This window comes from Microseira wollei NIES-4236 (genome assembly GCF_020521235.1).
In the GTDB taxonomy this organism is placed as follows: Bacteria; Cyanobacteriota; Cyanobacteriia; order Cyanobacteriales; family Aerosakkonemataceae; genus Microseira; species Microseira wollei.
The window spans coordinates 18,498-37,397 of the sequence record NZ_BLAY01000097.1 but is presented as its reverse complement, the minus strand read 5'-3'; the positions used below and the strand labels follow the sequence as shown (position 1 = coordinate 37,397).

17 protein-coding genes and 2 pseudogenes are annotated in these 18,900 nt (G+C 45.9%); 15 read left to right on the top strand and 4 right to left on the bottom strand.

Going from position 1 to position 18,900, the window contains the following annotated elements; all coding sequences use genetic code 11:
* Positions 1–154 precede the first annotated feature (154 nt).
* Complete coding sequence (locus MiSe_RS28245; RefSeq protein ID WP_226586755.1) at positions 155–550, bottom strand: hypothetical protein; 396 nt, start codon at positions 548–550, stop codon at positions 155–157.
* Positions 551–1,054: 504 nt separating this feature from the next.
* Here MiSe_RS28245 and MiSe_RS28240 point away from each other — a divergent pair.
* The gene (locus tag MiSe_RS28240) at positions 1,055–1,267 is read left to right on the top strand and encodes a hypothetical protein (protein ID WP_226586753.1); all 213 of its coding nucleotides are present in this window, start codon (positions 1,055–1,057) and stop codon (positions 1,265–1,267) included.
* Positions 1,268–1,808: 541 nt separating this feature from the next.
* Here the strand turns inward: MiSe_RS28240 and MiSe_RS28235 are convergent.
* Positions 1,809–2,192 carry a hypothetical protein gene (locus MiSe_RS28235; protein ID WP_226586751.1) on the bottom strand — a complete coding sequence of 128 codons (384 nt, stop codon included), beginning with the start codon at positions 2,190–2,192 and terminating at the stop codon, positions 1,809–1,811.
* A gap of 55 nt (positions 2,193–2,247) precedes the next feature.
* On the opposite strand from MiSe_RS28235, the gene MiSe_RS28230 reads away from it, so the two are divergent.
* The 9 genes and pseudogenes from MiSe_RS28230 (at position 2,248) to MiSe_RS28190 (ending at position 10,362) form a co-directional block, all read left to right on the top strand.
* Positions 2,248–2,934 carry a hypothetical protein gene (locus MiSe_RS28230; RefSeq protein ID WP_226586750.1) on the top strand — a complete coding sequence of 229 codons (687 nt, stop codon included), beginning with the start codon at positions 2,248–2,250 and terminating at the stop codon, positions 2,932–2,934.
* Positions 2,935–2,936: 2 nt separating this feature from the next.
* Positions 2,937–3,521 (top strand): hypothetical protein, encoded by a 585-nt coding sequence (locus MiSe_RS28225; RefSeq protein WP_226586749.1) that lies wholly within the window; start codon positions 2,937–2,939, stop codon positions 3,519–3,521.
* A 198-nt stretch (positions 3,522–3,719) separates the two neighbouring features.
* Positions 3,720–4,166: a hypothetical protein gene (locus MiSe_RS28220; protein WP_226586747.1), complete on the top strand. Its 447-nt coding sequence runs from the start codon at positions 3,720–3,722 to the stop codon at positions 4,164–4,166.
* On the top strand, positions 4,156–4,446 hold the full coding sequence (locus MiSe_RS28215; RefSeq protein ID WP_226586745.1) for a hypothetical protein: 291 nt from the start codon (positions 4,156–4,158) through the stop codon (positions 4,444–4,446). The genes MiSe_RS28220 and MiSe_RS28215 overlap by 11 nt, the downstream gene beginning before the upstream one ends.
* Positions 4,447–5,016: 570 nt before the next feature.
* Positions 5,017–5,378, top strand: a pseudogene (locus MiSe_RS54040) (XisI protein).
* A gap of 66 nt (positions 5,379–5,444) precedes the next feature.
* Complete coding sequence (locus MiSe_RS28205) at positions 5,445–6,203, top strand: MinD/ParA family ATP-binding protein (RefSeq protein ID WP_226586744.1); 759 nt, start codon at positions 5,445–5,447, stop codon at positions 6,201–6,203.
* Between the two features lie 453 nt (positions 6,204–6,656).
* The gene (locus tag MiSe_RS28200) at positions 6,657–7,832 is read left to right on the top strand and encodes a 3-methyl-L-tyrosine peroxygenase-related protein (RefSeq protein WP_226586743.1); all 1,176 of its coding nucleotides are present in this window, start codon (positions 6,657–6,659) and stop codon (positions 7,830–7,832) included.
* A 40-nt stretch (positions 7,833–7,872) separates the two neighbouring features.
* Positions 7,873–9,246, top strand: coding sequence for a pyridoxal phosphate-dependent decarboxylase family protein (locus tag MiSe_RS28195; protein ID WP_226586742.1), 1,374 nt, complete (start codon positions 7,873–7,875; stop codon positions 9,244–9,246).
* Positions 9,247–9,408: 162 nt separating this feature from the next.
* Positions 9,409–10,362, top strand: a complete 954-nt coding sequence (locus MiSe_RS28190; RefSeq protein ID WP_226586741.1) for a terpene synthase family protein — start codon at positions 9,409–9,411, stop codon at positions 10,360–10,362.
* A 56-nt stretch (positions 10,363–10,418) separates the two neighbouring features.
* Here the strand turns inward: MiSe_RS28190 and MiSe_RS28185 are convergent, their stop codons facing one another.
* Positions 10,419–10,562, bottom strand: coding sequence for a hypothetical protein (locus MiSe_RS28185; protein WP_226586740.1), 144 nt, complete (start codon positions 10,560–10,562; stop codon positions 10,419–10,421).
* Between the two features lie 10 nt (positions 10,563–10,572).
* Here MiSe_RS28185 and MiSe_RS28180 point away from each other — a divergent pair, with 10 nt between their 5' ends.
* Positions 10,573–11,220: a GNAT family N-acetyltransferase gene (locus MiSe_RS28180; protein WP_226586739.1), complete on the top strand. Its 648-nt coding sequence runs from the start codon at positions 10,573–10,575 to the stop codon at positions 11,218–11,220.
* Between the two features lie 80 nt (positions 11,221–11,300).
* Here MiSe_RS28180 and MiSe_RS28175 read toward each other — a convergent pair whose 3' ends face one another.
* Positions 11,301–12,161: a sulfotransferase domain-containing protein gene (locus tag MiSe_RS28175; RefSeq protein WP_226586738.1), complete on the bottom strand. Its 861-nt coding sequence runs from the start codon at positions 12,159–12,161 to the stop codon at positions 11,301–11,303.
* A 135-nt stretch (positions 12,162–12,296) separates the two neighbouring features.
* Here MiSe_RS28175 and MiSe_RS28170 point away from each other — a divergent pair, with 135 nt between their 5' ends.
* The 4 genes and pseudogenes from MiSe_RS28170 (at position 12,297) to MiSe_RS28155 (ending at position 18,881) form a co-directional block, all read left to right on the top strand.
* A complete protein-coding gene (locus tag MiSe_RS28170) occupies positions 12,297–13,340 on the top strand; it encodes a zinc-dependent alcohol dehydrogenase family protein (protein ID WP_226586736.1) in 1,044 nt (347 codons plus the stop codon).
* 597 nt (positions 13,341–13,937) lie between these two features.
* Positions 13,938–14,078, top strand: a complete 141-nt coding sequence (locus tag MiSe_RS28165) for a hypothetical protein (RefSeq protein ID WP_226586733.1) — start codon at positions 13,938–13,940, stop codon at positions 14,076–14,078.
* Positions 14,079–14,355: 277 nt separating this feature from the next.
* A pseudogene (glsA, locus tag MiSe_RS28160) lies at positions 14,356–15,354 on the top strand (glutaminase A); the annotation flags it as partial.
* 671 nt (positions 15,355–16,025) lie between these two features.
* A complete protein-coding gene (locus MiSe_RS28155) occupies positions 16,026–18,881 on the top strand; it encodes a two-partner secretion domain-containing protein (protein WP_226586731.1) in 2,856 nt (951 codons plus the stop codon).
* The last annotated feature ends 19 nt before the right edge of the window (positions 18,882–18,900 follow it).

Sequence of the window (18,900 nt, the reverse complement as noted above, 5' to 3'; positions counted from 1 at the left end):
GTGCCTGGAGTCCAGACGTGAGCTCTTCCCTTCTCCCCTCCCCCCCTCCCCCCACTCCCCCCACTCCCCTTTGCGCCCCCCACTCCCCCCGCTCCCCCCCCTCCCCCTTGCTCCCCCCTCTCCCCCCACTCCCCTTTGCTCCCCCCACTCTCCCTCACTCCTTTGATTTGGAGCCATGCCTGCCGATGGAAGAATGAAACTTACGACACGAGATATGCGCTAGAGTTGGTTTACCGCTTTTTGTCTCCCGACGCTTAATTTTGATTATCGGTTGTCCATCATATCCTAAAAACTGCTCAAAGGGAAAAATCTGAACTAACCAGATTGCTTGGGTGTCAGTACCAGCACCAAATTGCTTAAAGATGCGAATGTAACGAGCAAATTTTGGCTGCGGTAGTATTCCCCGAATTCGACAATCAATTTGGGCGAGCCGCAACAGCCATTCTACAATTGATTTCCCGTAGGAAATCAATTGTTTTTCGAAACCATTTTTGGCTGCTAACCCAATCGATTGAGCCTTGCGCTTGGCATATCTCGCCGCCGACCTCAATCGTACTACCGCACCTGCAATCCAACACCAAAAAGGAGATGCTTCTCCATTTTTAGTGGGGCGAGAGTCAACGAAGAGGCAGAGGGGCAGAGGGGACGGGGAGCTCGAGGAGAAACCCCATTAGGGGCTTGAAATAAGGACGGATTATTTCTCGTGGGTTGCACCCTCGAAATCAATGTTTTTCTGGCGATCAGAAATGAATTTAGGGGCTGGAAACCCTTTTAGCAGGGGAATCCAAAATTTTTCTCCTGGAGCTCCTCTACTCCTGGATCTCCCCTGCTTCTGCGGTCAACATCGTCTAGTTCTGGTGCTTCCACGTGCAACTTTTGACGCGCGCGGTTGATTAGCTGATGCCAGACTTTGTTGCAGCTTGAGCCATCCAAATAAAGATCGCTAAGCTGTTTAACGATTGGCTCTTTCTGGCTGATTAATTGTACTGAATTTGGGTCTCTTAGCCATTTCTGTGCTAAAACTAACAAGACAAGGGCGTCGTGAAAGTCATCTTTGTCGTTCCAGTTACACTTAACGGGTATTCGGCTGGGTCTGGCAGTAGGTCAAAAGTTATATCTATATCCAGAATTTCACCTCTTAGAACCAGGTGATTTTATCTTTGACGTTGACGATTTTCAAGTAATCGGTGCTGTGGCGGACGAAGATTTCCCATCGTCGCAACATACTTGGGCATCGTATTTCCAAGTGAATCTGTCGATGATGTGACAGCAAGCGTTGTCGCAGTACAAAACTAACCAAGGCTTGTTTGGAGCGTAATATTGATAGTTGTTCATGGTTGGGGGGAGTAAAGGCTCGCAGAACGCCATCGATGCGCTCCTGAGCGAAATCACCTTTATCTGTTCAGTACCATTTCTTGTGCAGGCTTTGCATTAATCGCCTGACATCACCGACTTTTAAAATTAAACATCGTCTTCGTCAGGGTCTTCATCAGGAGCAAAAGTTTTAGTATCTTCCTCCTCATCAGCATATTCCTCCTGAAATTATAAATATGATAATTTAGAGGGTAGAGGTATGCTTTCAAGGTTAGTTTCAACTCCAGGGGACTTCAAGGTTTGAACCATCGCATTACATTCGACAGTTTTCTCTAGGATTAGGCGTGACAACTTTCTCAATTTTCTGAAGGCTTCACGCGAGCTGTAAAAAATTTCCTCCAGGCGGAGTCTGGAATAATTAGCCAAGGAGTTCAACTCTTTTTACTTGTTCAGGTAAGGGTGAGTTGTTAGCTCACCCTGTTAAACATCAGAACCTAATTATGATAAGCACTTTGGACGTAAGCCGCGCTCTCTTGCTGGCGCTTGCTGTTGAAATTGATTCGTTCAGTTTTACCGTAAACTAGAATCTTGTGGTTGGATTCTAAGACCTCAAATTCAACATCAATCAGCTGAGATTCTTCACCGTAGACTGATGTGTAGTAGTTTTGGTAAGCTTCTGTACGTTTCTCTTTCAGTTGGTTGCGAACGTTGGTACGGTGTTCCAGCTTAGTGGAGTAAGCTTTGTACCCAGCCATTGCCAGAAAGATGTCCGCTGTTTCCTTGTCGAGTTTTTCCTGGTGCTTGATTGCGGCTTTAACCACCAGCTTGTGGAATTGCGCCAGCTTGATTTCTGCTCGCATCAATCGCCGAATCTGCATCTGGCCTATTGAAATTATGGAGTCAGTTTGATGGTGGGGGGGAAGTCAGGTAGCTGTGAGAATTGGCTCTCGAATTCTATCTGTAACTGTAAAAAGATCGGGATATTCATCGCCAAATTTACCGCCTAGACGCTCTGTGGCGGATTTGGGAAGATTGCCGCGCGCTCAGCAAAGAAGAGAAACTTATAAAAGAGGATATGACCGGGCTTATGAGCAATACAGAAGGCAAATTTACGAGCAATACTCGAGAAGATTGCCGCCAAATTTACGACAACAAATTCCTACAAGACAGCCAGAAGCTATACCCGTTCCTACTCGGTTACCGCGTCGTACATCTGACCCGCGACTGGCAAGGCGACCTCAATCTAATTCCCCAGTATCTCAGTCACAACAACAGAGAACTAGACCTCAGGATTTACCCGGATTTAAAGAACCATTTGCTGAACCTGAGCTGAGGTCTCCTTTAAATTTACAACCTCCACCTGTAAAACCGAAACCGCCGCGTCCCCTTTTACGTCAAGCTCTCGATAAATCTCGACAAATTCATGACAAATTAGAGCGGTTTAAGCGGGGATTGAACGATTTGGCTTGCCCTGGGTTAAATGAAACTAGCGATTTCTTTCCGACCAAATTATCAGGTTTGTTAAAGAACTTTGGCGGCAGTGGCGGCTGGTTAGAAATATTCTATAATCAGCGAGAGAATATCAAGAGACTCCACCGACCAATCCTGAATCTAACTTGACTTTGCCAATAGCTCCGCCTGGGAGAGATACAGATGTAATTCTAGTACGATACCCAGTCACAAGCTTGATTACTGATAATCCTTGGGAATCGTCAGCAGGCGCTGCTTTATCACTACCTCCAGATTGGATTTCTGGTGAAGATTACGATCTTATAACTATACAAGGCAGAATCTTAACAATTAATGCTACTTTGTTGTTTGATAGTGATTTTGAAGACCCCCCTCTTTATTATTTCTCTGCTGGCTTCAATTTTTTGGTTGGTGATTTGCGATCTGTTAATGACAGAATCGACCAATTAGCTCAAGTTAATAGCACAATTTACGAACCCTATGCACCTATTGATGTAATAACTCCTTCTGGAACCTGGTCACCAGGTTCTGAACCTTTACCGCCACCCGAACAAGAAATTGAAATTGTTCCCAGAATTAATCGCCGACTAAGAAGAATTATTGCAGAAAGAGAGTCAAGAGAAAGAATGACTTGCGATTTAAGTTTAATTCTAGTTGCGTTGCGTCAAGTTTTAGGCACAAGTAACGCAAGCATACTTAGCAATCAACGCCAACAACGAATTAAAGCCACCAATTAACACGATAAACGCGACCACTCATATCGTGTCCGGTTGCATCGGTTGCGTTTGGAGAGCAAAGGGGATGGGGGAGCAAAGGGGAGCTGGGGGAGAAAAAACGCTTTTTCGCACAATCAACTATACACAACTGATCTCTCGCGGACATGATATCAATCTACAGCAACTACTGTAAACACTACTGCAACCCGCGTGCCAAACATGAATGCTGGCGCTGACAACGATATTACTGAAAGTCAAGCGCTCAGTTTTGGTCAAAAAATAAAATCAATTTTTGTCGCGAACGATGGATTGGTTTGGCGCAAAGGAAAAGAGCTGCTGTCTTACTGTGATTGGCAGCTTGGATATCAATGGCAAATTCTTGGCCGACAGCGAACTGAAGGAAGAAGAATTGTAGAAAAAGTATTAGCAATTCAAGACCATATTCCCGATTGGGAAAACGCTAACTATATAGTTAACGAAGCGGCTAATAGCCGATATCCTACCCTACCGCCTACCAAACCAATGCTGGGAAAGTTAAAGCGGATGCCGAGAGAAAGACCGATGGCAAATGTCCGGTTTCGCTACGCAGCAATATTAGTGCGGGGTATGACCCAACCAACAATTCTTTACGAACAGGGTGGTAAGGAGGACGCGCTTGTCTCATAGCCCAATTTTGGAAAAACACCAGGAATCGCCAAACCAACAGGAAATTGCCTTTAATCCAGAATGGTTCCCTACAAATTTTAATCCGGGTGGAACTAGGGATTTGTTAAAACGGTTAGTTTTATGTTCAACAACTTCTGGTGGGATTGTTGGACTGACTTCTTCCGATTTTGGCATTATTTCTTCTAACGGATTGAACAACCTGTCTCAATTGACTATTGATGGGCAGACCTGGGTAAATATCCGCACGAGTTGGTGGTCTTTAGCGGTGAGGATCAGCTGATGTTGCTAATTTGGGGAGAGCAAGAATTTGTTAATGCGAGTGCGTACGCATTCCCGCTATTGCCGCCTAACGAGACTCGTGTCAGCCAGTGGGACACTTGGGATTTCAGAGGACTAGTGAGTCAGCCGATGCTGGTCTGGCAGGGTTTCCCTCCCAATAACTTGCCGCTGTTGTATCCTGTGCCGTGGCAAGTCTACCCCCGGTAGTAAATTACTGGGGATTCACTCAAGAGATTTAAGCTTTACTATATCAATCCCTTTGTTGATGCGTACGCTTCCTACTTTTGCTACTTTGGTTTTTCAAAAATTATACTCTTTTTTTTCCACCTCAGATTGTGACATATTAGCCGTTGTCTGTTAGATTAGTCAAAGCCGCTGAATATCTATTTTTTGACAAATCAAAACTGCATAGAAGCAATTAGTCATCCTGCGGTGAGATTCAAACCTTTCCCCTGTTCGACACACAACGAGACTATTAACGCAAGTTGCTAGTTATAAACTTTGGCGTTGCTAATTGCTAATAAAGGATTTTTACCAATCTCGCCATTAGCCTCGTGACCCAGGCGGTCGCCTGGGAACGCCATTAGCCGCTCCCAGAGAGATAACTAGCAACTTGAGTTATTATCAGGTGGTCAGCGTTGGCTGGTCAAATCGCCGTCGGGTTTATGGCTGCTTGATTCATATAGACCCAAACCTATCACCAAAGTTTCTTGCTGCGATCTCTCGCAACCAAACCAACGATTTTTCACAGAAACCCGGTTTCTTTGCGTAAGTCCTGTAGACATTAAAGGCGACAAAATCTGGATGCAACATGATGGGACAGAAACGGGTGTGGCGAATCAGTTAGTTGAGCTGGGAGTTGCAAAACAAGATATCATGCTGGGGTATCATGCTCCCTATGCCCGGAAGCACACAGAGTTTGCCGTCGGCTGAGTCATCCAATTGGTCAATCCCAGTAGAACCTACAAATGTAAAACGCTTAATTTAGAAGGAAAAACCATGACCAAAATTATTTCAATTCACTCCTATCGAGGTGGTACGGGCAAATCTAACACCACCGCTAATTTAGCCGCCACTGCTGCCTTATTAGGCAAGCGAGTCGCCTTAGTCGATACCGACATTCAATCTCCGGGTATCAACGTCCTTTTTGGCTTAAAAGACGACCAAATTAAGCGTACCCTCAATGATTATTTGTGGGGACGCTGCGAAATCAAAGACGCCGCCTATGATGTCAGCCACGTGCTTCAAGGTGCAGCGGGAAAAGAAGGCGGTAGCATTCATCTGATTCCCTCCAGCATGAAAAGCGACGACATTGCCAAAGTTCTGAGTGAAGGCTACGATGTAGAGTTACTCCAAGAAGGGTTATACCAACTCAATGACCTGCTAAATTTAGACTATCTCTTCATCGATACGCACCCCGGAATTAACGAAGAAACCCTACTCTCAGTCGGCATTTCCGATACCTTAATTATTCTCCTCCGTCCCGACCAACAAGACTATTTGGGAACGGCAGTAGTAATTGAAGTGGCAGAAAATCTAGAAGTTCCCCAAATGTTGTTAGTGGTGAATAAAGTATTGCCAGACTTTGACCTCAAAGCACTGCGGCAGAAAGTAGAAGAAACTTATAACAAACCCGTCGCAGGAATCATGCTGCTTTCTACTGAAATGATGCGCTTAGGTAGTAAGGGATTGTTTTCCTTGCAGCATCCCGACCACGAGTTAACGGCTGAATATAAAGAGATTGTTTCTCATTTTTAAGAGCCTGTCCCTTCTATCATCTGGTATAAAACAAGGTGTTCTATTAACCCAAGTTGCTAGTTACATCCAATGACACTGGTAATGGGTAATGGGTAATTGTATTGCATCCACTGGCTTTTTAATCCAATTACCAATTACAGCGGATTGCTTTCTTAGTGAGGTACACCTTTGTTTGTGTAGCGGCACCCTTAAGGGTGCCGCTACACAAACAAAGCGATAACGCTTTCCCTCACGCGGCTGCAAGCCGCTATACCCATTACCAATGACCACAATAAAGCTTATAACTAACCCAAGTTGCTAGTGAGAAATTTAGAGGGTATAAGAAGCTTCGGAGTCGGTGTTTTTGCGGAGCAACTTGTACTAACCCAATCACACATTCAGCAGTTGTTCTGAGGACTTGGTTATTAGCCAAGCCTATGGTGATAACTAGCAACTTGTTCAAGAGGTGCTTCTATGGCGCTTAATTTAGCGCATCTTTGTTTGCTACCACCCCAGGATTTACTCAGCAGTTACCAATTGAGTCATCCCGTAGCGATTCAGTTGCATCAGGCACTAACGCAATTTCAACAGGCTTTATCTGGCGAGGAATCTTTGCAGGCGAATACTATCAATGCCGCCTTGCATCAACTCACCCCAGTGGAAGTCATTCCCCTGACAAAAGAGTTCTCCACTGGCACTAACCTGAAGTGCCAGCAAGTTCAAGAGTTTGACCGCTATATGGAAGTCGAACACGTTAAATCAGAAGCACCTGCGTCCTTAATAGTTGCGAGCTTGTTGAGAGCTTATTTAGGTTTTTTAGAAATTAGTGCATTTCGGACTTTTAATCCTAACAAATCCTTGGTTAAATCTGGATTTACAACTTATGCTATTCTCTTAAGAAGAGCGTTAGGATTATCCGAATATAATTGGGATGATAATATCAACGATAGCCAAAATTATAATAGCGAACCAAACCTCGAGCTTTCTCCGCTTCAGATCTGGAAGAAAGGACATTGGGTATTTTTAGTGTTTAGCCAAGCGTTAAATTTGAGTTTAAATCGCTTGGTTGATGCCATTGGTAACAACCAACTCGACCAAGCAAAAGTTGAGTTTGAAACTGCTGCTGAACTCCAGTACGCATCGGGAGCAGCAATGAAATTAACTGGGAACTTTACTAGAGAGAAATATGAAAGTGAAATTCGCCCCACTATGATTACAGGTAATCCCCAGTCGTTAGTACAGTCAGAGAATTTAAGTGGGTTAATGATGTGGGATCACAATTATCTCATTAATGTCATTTGCCAGGAGAAGCTATTGCCCATCATGAAAAATCTCCCTACCCAACTCGAAGCTGAACACGAAAAATTTGTCTTAGCCTATAAATGCGGATTATCTGATGGACACAAAAGTATTTGTGCAGAATTTGGTGGAGGTGAAATAGGGTCTTTGATAGCCGCTTCTGAAAGTAGTGGCGCTCTCAAAAATTTGAAAAAATTTGAAAAGGTTCGCTCTAAAATACTCGACCCCCAGGGGCGAGTAACGGGTGAGTGTCCGGTAACTCAGACTCTCAGAGCAAAGGCTTCTATGGAAATGATTCAATCTTGGAAGAAAAGAAAAAAAACTCAACACCATCCCCATCCCGAATCCTGAATATTCTCTAGAGTTTACAAGTCAAAAAGGATGCAAACAAATGACATTAGAAAAAGAAAGCTTGGGATTACTTCAAGAAGCACTAGCACGACTAGAAGAAGGTTTCGTGTGCCTACCAAAATGCGATCGATCTCCCAACCTAGATGCTATGAGAACCGTGCTGTTGGAAGTCGCAGAGCGGATGCAAGATAATTATCCCTACCACCATCCCTTCTACGCTGGGCAAATGCTCAAACCGCCCACAGAAATTGCCCGTCTTGCTTACACCCTATCCCTTTGGATCAATCCCAACAATCACGCCCTTGATGGTGGACGGGCAAGTTCGGCAATGGAGAAAGAAGCAGTTGCAGAAATTGCCAAAATGTTCGGTTGGGAAAGTCATTTAGGACATCTGTGCAGTGGCGGCACAATGGCAAATTTAGAGGGCTTATGGGTGGCAGGAAATTTACAACCAAACAAAAAAGTTGTCGCCTCTACTCAGTCACACTACACCCATTCCAGAATTTGCGGTGTGCTGAGCATTCCTTTCCAATCTGTTCCTTGTGACAGTCGCGGTCGGATGGATTTAACAGCCCTGAAAAAACTTCTACAAGCAGGTGATATTGGCACGGTTGTTGTCACTATGGGGACGACGGGAACTGGTTCTGTCGATCCCCTACCTGAAATTCTCGAACTACAGGCTGAATATGGGTTCCGCATCCATGCAGATACCGCCTACGGCGGTTACTTTATCTTGGCAGATAATCTTGATGCCGAAACCAGAGCCGCTTTTGATTGTCTCAAACAAGTTGATTCCATTGTTATCGATCCGCACAAACATGGACTCCAACCTTATGGCTGTGGTTGCATTCTCTTCAAAGAACCCTCTGTTGGGAAGCTTTATAAACATGATTCGCCCTACACTTACTTTAGTTCTTCAGAACTGCATTTAGGTGAAATTAGCCTCGAATGTTCCAGAGCGGGTTCATCGGCGGTAGCACTCTGGGCAACTCAACGGTTACTACCTCTAATTCCAGGCGGTGAGTTTGCTGCTTCTTTGAGTAAGTCGCGAAAAGCAGCACTGACTCTGTTTGAGAAACTGCAAAATGATGGGCGATTTATAGTGCCTTTCCCGCCACAATTGGACATCGTTGTTTGGACTGTCAAATCTCAGAGTGCAAGTGAATCTTCACAACTGGCGAAGGAGATTTTTAAAGTGGCAGGACAGGAAAACCTCCACCTAGCTATGGCGAACCTACCGAAACAGCTATTTTTAGAGACAGGGGCAGAAATCAATTGGGATATTGACTCGATTACCTGTCTGCGGTCTTGTTTGATGAAACCCGAACATCTGGATTGGATAGACAGTATTTGGCAGACGCTTGACTTAGTAACCACAAAGGTACTGAGAGAGGCTGTGTCAATAGCCACTTAGGATCGGGGATTAAGTAACATGCAAAACTTGTAGGTTGGGTTTCGTCAATATAGTTAAGTTTATTATATTGACAAACCTGAATTCATCTGATAAACATATAAGGTTTATAAAAATTAAAATAATTTCAATAATCTATTTAATTTGAAAGTGGAGGGATTTTAAATGGATCGAATTCGACGCTCAGACATTCCAGAATTTTATTGCCCGATAGAAGTAAGATTGAACGAGCATACTGATGCAGCTGAGAAAAACAGCTGGCAATGGGTGCGTAAATTTGGCCTGGTTCCAGAGGGAGGGGTCGAGTATCGAGCTTTGCAAGCAGAGAAAGCAGCTTGGTGTGCCGGTTACACTAATCCCGATGCTGCGGCAGATGACCTTTATTTGATCAGTGACTTGATCACTTGGATATGCATTTATGATGATGTGTCTGACGCTTCAAATTTAGGGAAACAGCCGGATAAATTATCTATTCTGCATCAACGCTTGGTGGATGTATTAAACGGTGCTGATGTCAGCGAGCAAGATGATAACTTGACTCAAGCATTACAAGACATTTGCCAACGGTTAATCCAAAGAACAAGTTTTGAATGGGTTGAGCGTTTTGCCCGCGATGTAGAACAGCAACTCCAAGGATTTGTATGGGAAGCTACCAATCGTTTAGAGGGGATTACGCCAGATTTGTCTAGCTATGTAAAATTACGTCCCTACTCGCTAACCATATTTCCCAACTTGGATTTAACTTGGGTTTCCAAGGATATTCCAGCCAATGCTAAATTCTTGAGACACATTTATGTCCAACAGATGACTGTGATGGCTTGCAATCATATCGGTTGGACAAATGACGTATTGGGAATCAATAGAGAATTGCGGGAGGAAAATCCTCATAACATAGTCCTTGTACTAAAGCAAGAATATAACCTCTCGCTGCAAGATGCTGTCAAACAAGCGGTGGAAATGTGCAATGCTGAGGTCAAAGCATTTCTTAACTTAGAGTCGCGTCTGCCCTCGTTTGGTGAGACGGAAGATGTAAGTCTGAAACGCTACATTGACGGACTGCGTTGCTGGATACGGGGTCATTTAAATTGGTACTCCGAAACTGCACGCTATCCTTTTTAAGATCGATGGCACTGACTTAAGGCGCGAAGGCTCTCCCCGCCCGATGAGCGATCGCACTAAACCGGGAGGTGGTAAAAAAATACTGACAAATCTTGCTTGAATCGTCGGGTGGCACAAGATGCGATCGGCAAGTTGCGGACGGTTTTGCGATCGCACCAAGTTCCCTTCGTCCAACTGGCAAGCAAGCCAGAACACCTCATAACCAAATCTATGAAATTTCTCGCTCAAAACAACGACATCCTATTCCAAACGATGCACCATAGGGATATCGAAGAGACTGCTATTTGTATCTCCCAGGTTTTTTCAAGTTTTGAAACCCTCGCCAAAGCCCTAAAAATTTCCGGCAATGAGATGTATTGGTTGGCTTTACCTGTCTGTGAGAAAGCGGCAGATGAAGAAATTTCGATAATTGCTAAAGAGCGAAAAACAAAAGAGGTAGTGGGTTTCATTATTTCTGAAGATTTTCTGACAATCTATCCAGACCCTCCCCTGGGTATTGATAATAAGTTTGAAGCAGTTTTTTGTTTGCTGTCAGAACTGGAAGAAAATTACCGAAGCTGTCATCCGGTTAAAGCTGGACAGGTACTGCATATTTTTATGCTTGGAGTCCAAGAGCAATACACTAAGAGACATATCGCCACAACCTTAGTGAAAGAAAACTTGAACTTAGCTAAACATCATAACTTTGAAATTGCTATTACTGAGGCCACCGCAGTTGGTTCTCAGCACATATTTCGGAAACTTGGGTTTACTGAAGAGTTTGCCATTGCCTACAAGTCATACAAGTTCAAGGGTAAGCAGATTTTTAGTTCTATTGAGAAACCTTCTAGTTGCCTATTGATGTCCTCTCCAATTTGAAGAGATTTTTTGGGTTTTACGAGTGTTTTATGTAGGATAAAATGTCTATTGCTGTTTCTTGAAACAGGGGTAATGCGTCGTTAATCAGAGGAGGTTAAAGAGCCACCACTTTTGAGCCAGTTGGCAAATTCGGAGCCTAATTGCTCATAAATCATAGTTTCATATTCTTCAATTTGCTTAGGAGTTAACAAATCCTGCCACCTGCCATTTTTTCCCTTTCCAAAGAAAGCCCCAGGCAGAAAACCAGGGGGCTGAAATTTTTCCCAATTAGTTGACATATATTCTAAGGAAGACTCATGCAATATCGTCTTCATCTTTTCTGAGTCTATCTCGATATTGAGAAAGTTAGCAATTCTCTGGATTTCATTGACCTTGTCATTGATTAAATTGGCATAGTGAACTAAAAGTACGTTGGGAAGATGTCTGGCATTCCACCAATTCTTTTTTACAAAAGTCCCAAACATCCATCCAGGAAATTCTTCATTCTTTACCCACTTATCCCAAAATTCTGGAAAACTGCCTGCGAAATGACTTCCGAAGTCCTGATAATATTTAGGATCTTGAGCTTTAAAATGATTATATAGAGAAAAAGCAATATCTCTGCCATCTCTGACTATGGATATGTACTTCCATTCTGGATAGTATGGCAGGGCATCAAAAGGCAAGTGACTTTTGAAAAACCTTCGATCGGGCAAGTTCTCTATATGGTTAAGTTTGTCCTGCAACGAGCCAAAAAATATTTCGGGATTTTCTTCTACCCAAGGACTTAAATCGTGAAGGTATTTAAAATTACTGTGTCCGTTGATAATTAAATTGACGATTTGCTGAGTCAAAGTTGTTCCAGCTTTGGCGCAAGTAGCAATGATTATATCCGTGTTACGGGGTTTAATCGCATTCCAAATATTCGAGTCAAATAGCTCGGTTTTGATTGCTAAAGTCATGTCTAATTGAACTATATTTTTGTGACAAGGTTTCGACGATGACAGAAGGACTTAATTCCTGCCGAGAAAATATTATACTCCTGGTTTGGCAAGGGCGACTTAAGATTGTGGAATGAAGCCACAGGAGTGTATCGAATGCGAGCAACAGTATACTATGCACCGGGCGACGTGAGGGTTGAGAGCGTTCCCGACCCAGTTATCGAGCAATCTACCGATGCGATTGTCCGGATTACTCATGCCTGTATTTGCGGTTCTGACCTATGGTTTTATCGAGGTTTGGAAGATTGGCTTGCAGGTTGGCGAACGGGTCATGAGTGGATGGGGGTGGTGGAAGAGGTCGGATCTGATGTGCGATCGCTCAAGAAAGGCGATCGCGTCCTCGCTCCCTTTGCTTTCTCCGATGGTTCCTGCGAGTTCTGCGGTAAAGGGTTGCAAACCTCCTGCCTTCAAGGCGGCTTTTGGGGCGGCAAAAACAACGGCGGACAAGCAGAAGCTGTGCGTGCGCCATTCGCGGACGGGACGCTAGTTGCAATCCCCAAAGCTGTCGAGAATGATGACGCCCTGCTTACCGCTATTCTGCCGCTCACGGATGTGATGTCAACTGGTCACCATGCTGCGGTTTCCGCTGGAGTGCGTCAAGGAAGTACCGTAGCCGTTGTGGGTGATGGTGCAGTCGGACTGTGCGGCGTACTGGCGGCGAAACGATTGGGCGCAGATCGGATTATTATTTTAGGTCGTCACGAACGACGCCTGGAAATAGCGCGACAATTCGGCGCTACCGATGTTGTCACGAGTCGGGGTGAGGAAGCGATTGCTGCTGTGCAGGAGATGACCCAGGGTGGCGCAGAATCTGTGCTGGAATGCGTAGGTAGCTCTTCATCTATGGCGAGTGCGATCGCGATAGCTCGTCCAGGAGGAGCGATCGGATTTGTGGGAGTACCTCACGGTAGCGAAACGATTAATCTCCCCCGTTTGTTCATGTCCAATATTGCATTACGGGGAGGAGTTGCACCCGCGCGTGCCTATATTCCCGAACTGCTTGCTGATGTATTAGCTGGTAAAATTGACCCCTCACCCGTTCTCGATCTGACCGTCGAACTCGATGGTGTGCCAGGGGGGTATGCCGCGATGGATAGCCGAGAAGCGATTAAAGTAATGGTGCGACCTTCAAACGGTTGATATCGTGTCCGTTAGTTTTGGTTGTGTATAATTTTTGATGTTGTAGGGGCGGGTTTTACCAATCAATCAGCGGCACCACGAGATATTTAGTTAAACCCGCCCCGACCGGATACAATACCGATACAACCGGACATGATATGACACAAGGCATTTTATGCCTAACGACTTAAGTCGCGGCTACACAAACAAAGACCGCCTGCGCGGTCTGTAGAAATAAAGTGACTGATATGATGTACGACAAATAGCCCTTGAGTGACATCCTCCCCGACGCAAGGCGACGGGGCTTCCCAACCTCACGATTGAGCCTTCCTGGATCCCTGCCACTTGCCTAGATCGAATCCCGTGATTCTCTCCCCGGTAGACCGACTCCCACAGGCTGTTTCCGTTCCCCGATTGTCCACGGGTACAAATTCCGTCGAATCGAACCAAGATTGCTCTGCGTACACTTTCCGAACTTTGGAGGTCCCGGACGATGCCTGACTTTCACTCTCAATCGGCGGGCTGCGAACCATCTGTACTCTATCAGATTTTCTCGCTTCGTTGCTGAGAGATTGGCTTATAGAGCGCCGTCGAAGCACCATCCCCACCCCATGGCAGATGGGGAATTCCGCGAGTTGGTTAAAACTTTCCGCGTCAGAGCGTCTGGTGCGTCCGGTGCGTTATATCATGGCAGGCTTATTACCCTTAATTAAAACTCTCCGCGTCTCCCCATCTCCGCGTCCGGTGCGTCAATCCTAACTATGGGTATTCAACCGGACATGATATCAGTCCTAACTATGGGTATTCAACCGGACATGATAAGCTGCTACGCATCTAACTTGACAGTCAATTAAAGCCTTTTTCTTGTGGGATGGGCATCCTGCCCGTCTCTTTATTGGATTTAAATGCGTAGCAGCTTATGAGAAATCCCCGACTTGAAGTCGGGGATTTTGTTCGGCTGTGCCATATTTATCTCGCTTTTGTATACTCAGGGTGCTTTTGATCGAGAGTCCCCCAATTCCTCAATATTCCCCCTATGGTAGACCCTTATTTACAGTCGCTTGCCAGTTCGATTGGTGCGATCGCTTCTCCCTTTTACGCCTATCTGAGCGATTTACACGCAAAATATCAACCGCCGATCGATGGTGCGATCGCTCCCGACTTGGCGGAACTTGCATTAGTAAATCCCGACTCGTTTGGCATCTGTGTCGTCACCGTTGAGGGTCAAACCTTCCAGGTGGGCGACTGTCAGGAAATGTTTCCGATTCAATCCCTCTCTAGGGCATTCCTTTACGGTTTAGCATTAGAAGATTGGGGTCGAGATTACGTCAATCAAAAGGTGGGCGTTGAACCAGGTCAAGAAACCTCCAATTCCATTGTCTTAGATAGGAAAACCAACCGTCCCCATAACCCCCTACTTAACGCTGGCGCAATTGTCACCACAGACTTAATTAAAGGCAATGGCGCAACCGAACGCCTCCAGCGCGTCCTAGAGATGTTTCGACGCTATACCGGACGGGAGTTGAATATTAATATGCTTGCTTTCCTATCTGGGAAAGCAGCGGGAAATCGCGATCGCGCCATCGCTTATCTCATGCTCAACTTTGGTCAAATTAGCAACCGGATCGCGGAAACCCTCGATCTTTACTTTCAGCAATCTGCCATTACACTCAATTGTCGCGACCTAGCCATAATGGCGGCAACCCTTGCCAACGGCGGAATTAACCCCATTACCAAAGAGCTGGCAATTGATGCACAATACGTCCAAGATACTATCAGTGTCATGCTCACTTGCGGTATGAAAGAATACTCAGGGGATTGGACTTATCGCATTGGCATTCCCGCCCAAGCTGCGATTAACGGGGGTATGATAGCCGTTGTGCCGCAAAAATTAGGAATTGGTATTTTCTCGCCGCTTCTAGACGCAAGAGGCAATAGCATCAGAGGCATTAAAGTTTGCGAAGACATCTCTAAAGACCAGGGTTTACACCTGTTTAATATCTACGAAAAAAATCAGCAGATGTTGAAGTATATCCAGCAGGTAGATAAAGTTACCGCTGCTGCTGCTGCATTGGAAAGCGATCGGATTGAACCGCATATTTTGAGCGAACTCAAGCAAGTGTGCGATCGCAGCGATGAATTAGGACAACTAGCGCGAGTTTTCCTGGGAATGGTGGAACAAGTCAAAGCAAGAGAAGAAAAGTTAAAACAACAGGTTGAAGAACTAAAAATAGAAATTGACAGAAGCAAACAAGCGCAACAAGTTGCAGAAATTGTTGAAGCGGAATCCTTCCAAAGCATCAAACATAAACTCCAGCGCATGAAAGAGAAAAAATCGAAACAATCTCAATAATGCGCGTAGTTAGAACCCCGACTTCTCTGGGAAGTCGGGATTCTGAGTGTTATGTTTACAGCGGATTGCCAGCGAGTGAAGCAAAGCCTTATATCATGTCCGGTATCAACGGTTGTGTAAATGCTAATAGCTAATCGCTGGCTCAATCAGGAAAAATACTATATTAGCAAGCGAGCAATTAGCTATTAGCCATCCATACACTACCGCTCTCTCGCGGACATGATATCACCTACCAGATCGGCCATCGGTTTTTCCGACTTTTCCTACTTGATAAATCTCAAAAATATCAGATATAAAAAAAATATATTTTATGCTATAATAAGCAGATTAAATAATAACAGGAGTTTGTTGCCGTGAAATGGATCGCCAGCTGCTTGTTAGGGATCGGTGGATTGGCATTAAATAGCTCTGTCGTCGCCCAAATTCTCCCCGATACCACCCTACCCAATAATTCCGTTGTCACTCCTTCTGGCAATACCTTCACCATCGATGGGGGAACAACCTCTGGCGGCAATTTATTCCACAGCTTTCGCGAATTTTCTCTGCCTACAAACTCAGAAGCATTTTTTAATAATGCTGTAACGATAGATAACATTATCACTCGCGTCACGGGCGGACAAATTTCTAACATTGATGGACTGATTCGTGCCAACGGGAAGGCAAATCTGTTTCTAATTAATCCGAGTGGGATTATTTTCGGCGCCAATGCACGGTTAAATATCCGCGGTTCGTTTTTTGCCAGTACAGCTAGCAGCATCAAATTTGGCGATAATTTGGAATTTAGCGCCACAAATCCGCAAAATCCACCACTTTTAACCGTTAACGTCCCGATTGGCTTGCAATTGGGTACTAATCCGGGCAATATAGTGGTTCGTCAAAGCGCCGGATTGCAAGTATCGCCCAATCAAACAATTGGGTTAATTGGTGGAAACCTGCTCCTGGAAGGGGGACAGGTGAAAGCACCTGCTGGCAGAATCGAGCTGTGGTCAGTTGTTAATAGTCCGGTGTCAATTGTTAATAGCAACGCACAATTGGCGATTGACACCGCACAACCAATAACTAACTATGGGGATATTCAACTTTCTCAACAAGCGATTGTAGATGCGAGTGGAGTCGGGGGCGGCGCGATCGCCATCCTGGGAAGGCGCATCTCCATCGCCGAGGGTTCGCAAGTGTTAACGATTACACAAGGTGACCAACCGGGGGGCAATCTAACCATCAGGGGAAGCGAGTCAGTACAAATAACTGGCGCCAACCAGTCGCAATTTACAGCGGTAGCAAGCGATACAACGGGAGCGGGAGCGGGTGGGAACCTCACCGTCGAAACCGGACAATTCTTGCTACAAGGTACGGCTTACTTGTCAGCGAGCAATTTGGGTACGGGAAAAGCAGGAAATCTGACGATCCGAGCGTCCCAGGGGGCGGATTTGGTCGGGATGGGATTTAATAGCCTGGAACAGTTGTTGACTGAGGTTTTGTTGGGGCAGTTGCGCCCAAGCAATCGCGCGGGTGGCTTGTTTGCCGTGACGGCAAATGGCGCACCAGCGGGGGATATTAGCATCGTTGCGGATTCGCTGACGCTCCAGAATGGTGTGCTAGCCTTCAGCGGAACATTTGGTAACGATCGGGCTACTGGTGGCAATATGAACATCCGGGCTAATTCGGTAGACATAGTTGGTTCCATCCTCAGCAGCGGCACCACCTTGGGTAGTCAAGGTGCGGCAGGGAATATCACCATCGATGGCAACCAAGTCACTATCCGGGATGGCAGCTTAGTATCGGCCCCCACATTAGGAAGCGGACGTGGAGGAGATATTGCCATCAATGCCTCGGATTTTGTCGAAATTAGCCGCACCCTACCCGATGCCTTCACACCCACCGGCATCTTCAACAACACATTTGGCACCGGCGCCGGAGGCGACATCCGCGTTACCACGGGACGGTTAATCATGGGCGAAGGTGGAGTCATCGGTGCCAATAGTGGGGGTGTTGTGGCATCGGGTTTCATTACCTTTGGCGGCAAGGGTGGGAATATCCTGATCGAAGCGCGAGACTCGGTAGAATTGAGTGGCGCTGTAGCCGTTAGCCGAGAACGACAGCTTCAGGGTGTAGTCACCAGCGGTCCCGGTACGACGACGTTCAGTTCATCCCCCGCCGGAGATTTAACCATTCGCACTCGCAGATTAACCCTCGCAGATGGAGCGGGCATATCCACCGCTACCGTAGGATCTGGAACAGGGGGAACCCTCACCATCGAAGCTTCCGAGTCGGTGGAACTTATAGGCAAATCGGAAGTAGGCGGGATTCCCTCTAGCTTAGTCACCGCATCGGGACGGATTGATATATCTCAGCTGATAGCCAGCGGGAATGGAGGCAACTTAACGATTAAAACCCCAGTATTAACAGTGCGGGATGGGGCAACTCTCGACGTGCGGAGTTTTGGCAGCGGCAATGCTGGAACCTTAACCGTCATAGCTGATTCGATTCGCCTTCAGAATGGTAGCAGTCTCAACGCGACTACCTTTGCCGGTGCAGGGGGGAATATAGAATTGCGATCGCGCCATCTCCAATTATTGAATCAGAGCCGCATCTTGACCGACGCCAAAAACACCGATGGGGGCAATATCGATATTCGCACAGATACATTAGCCGCACTCGGCAACAGCGACATCACCGCCAACGCACTGCGGTTTGGCGGACGAGTAACAATAAATACGCAAGCTATTTTTGGCACTCAGTTTCGCACCGCAGCCACCCCAGACAGCGACATCACCGCCACCTCCGAACTAGGGCCACAGTTTAGCGGCACGGTTACCATTAACACCCCCGATGTCAACACCGCTGCGGGATTAGTGCAATTACCGGAAAATGTTACCGATCAGAGCAACCAAATCAACGTTGGCTGTGCGGCGACTAGAGGCAACTCATTTACCATTACCGGACGCGGCGGCTTACCCGAAAGTCCAACAAATCCCCTCAGAGGTCGGGCAATTTGGCGCGATGTGCGTAATGCTGCCACCGCAACGCCAAGGGCGAATACCACCGCGCAAAATCCCCAATCAAAGAAATCCAATACACCCGTTCAATTAGTAGAAGCAACTGGCTGGATAATTAACGATTTAGGACAGGTAGAATTAGTCGCGAATCTGCCTACCCAAACAGGCGTGTCTCCTGAGCCTAATTGCAACGATTTGCCAACCCTAAGATAAAGAATGTAAAAGAAACCGG